This window comes from Actinosynnema sp. NPDC050801 (assembly GCF_040673975.1).
GTDB lineage: Bacteria > Actinomycetota > Actinomycetes > Mycobacteriales > Pseudonocardiaceae > Actinosynnema.
Window position 1 is genome coordinate 1 of record NZ_JBFAQZ010000059.1, and the last position, 1,585, is coordinate 1,585.

Annotated in this window: 1 protein-coding gene; it reads left to right on the forward strand. The window is 69.3% G+C overall.

The window, feature by feature from the left end; genetic code table 11:
- Positions 1-156 precede the first annotated feature (156 nt).
- Positions 157-1,575: an NF041680 family putative transposase gene (locus tag AB0K14_RS40835; protein WP_360466776.1), complete on the forward strand. Its 1,419-nt coding sequence runs from the start codon at positions 157-159 to the stop codon at positions 1,573-1,575.
- The last annotated feature ends 10 nt before the right edge of the window (positions 1,576-1,585 follow it).

The following is a 1,585-nucleotide window of genomic DNA, read 5'->3' on the forward strand; positions in this document are numbered from 1 at the left end:
AGCTTGCCGTTTAAGGTCCCGGACGGGTGACGCACACCCCGGTTGATCATGGAAGCAGCCCTTGGTTGATCATCGCTCTTGCGACAGAAGGATGATCGACCAAAGGGCTGCGTGATCAGTGTGCACCATCTCGACCCTGGACTGGCACTCGGGGAGTTGTCCGGGTTCCGGCGTGAGTTCCACCGGTGTCTGACCCGCCGGGCGGACGGGTTGTTCGAGCTGGCCGACGCCGTGCTGTGCGCCGACGGGCCGGTGCGGACGCTGGTCGGCCTGTCGTTGGCGTCCGAGCATCGGCGCGGGCACGGCGGGCTGTACGACGCGGTCAACAACGGCCGGATCGACACCGACCGGTTACGTGACGCGTTGGCCGGGCTGCCGCTGCCCCGTGCGGCGGACGGTCGCCTGGTGCTCGCGGTGGACGTCTCGCCCTGGCTGCGTCCGGACGGCAACACCTGCCCGGACCGCTCCTTCTGCCACACCTACGGCCGCGGACACAACGAGCACCGCATGATCCCGGGATGGCCGTACTCGTTCGTAGCCGCGCTGGAGACCGGCGGCACGTCCTGGACGGCACTGCTGGACGCGGTCCGGTTGCCGCCCGGCGCGGACGTCGCCGCCGTGACCGTCGCCCAGGTGCGCGGGGTGGTCGAACGGCTGATCGCCGCCGAGCAGTGGAGACAGGGTGATCCGGAGATCCTCGTGGTGCTCGACGCCGGTTACGACGCGCCGCGCATCGCGTATCTGCTGGCCGATCTGCCGGTGCTGGTGCTGGGACGGATGCGGTCGGACCGGGTGCTGCGCCGCCCGACCCCACCCCGGATCCACAACCCGTTGGGCGGACGTTTTCCCAAGCACGGCGGCGAGTTCGTCTTCGGCGACCCAACCACCTGGGACGCCGAAGACGTGCTGACCCGCACCGACACCCGCCTCTACGGCACCGCCACCGCCCAGGCCTGGAACCGGCTGCACCCACGACTGACCCGCCGCAACGCCTGGATCGACCACACCGCGTCACTGCCGATCATCGAGGGCACCGTGATCCGCCTGACGGTGCAGCACCTGCCCAGCGGCGGGGTGAACAAACCTGTCTGGTTATGGTGCTCCGGCGTCGACGCAGACACGGCCGAGGTCGACCGCTGGTGGCAGATGTTCCTGCGGCGCTTCGACGTCGAGCACACCTTCCGCATGCTCAAGCAGACCCTCGGCTGGACCCGACCCCGACTGCGCGATCCCGACGCCGCCGACAGGTGGACCTGGCTGATCCTGGCCGCCCACGCGCAGCTCCGCCTGGCCCGCCCGCTGGTCGCCGACCTGCGCCACCCCTGGGAACGACCCACCGAACCAGCCAGGCTCACCCCGGCCCGTGTCCGGCGCGGGTTCCGAAACCTCCACACGAAGATCGCCCGTCCAGCAGCGGCACCGAAACTTGTTCGGCCTGGACCGGGACGACCTCTCGGGTCGAAGAATCGTGTTGTCGCGCAACGCTTCGACGTCGGCCTACTCCTGGCCACCGGCCAGGCACACACCCGACCAGCCCACCACAAGAAGGGCACCAAACCCCGCCGAACAGCTTAAACGGCAAGCT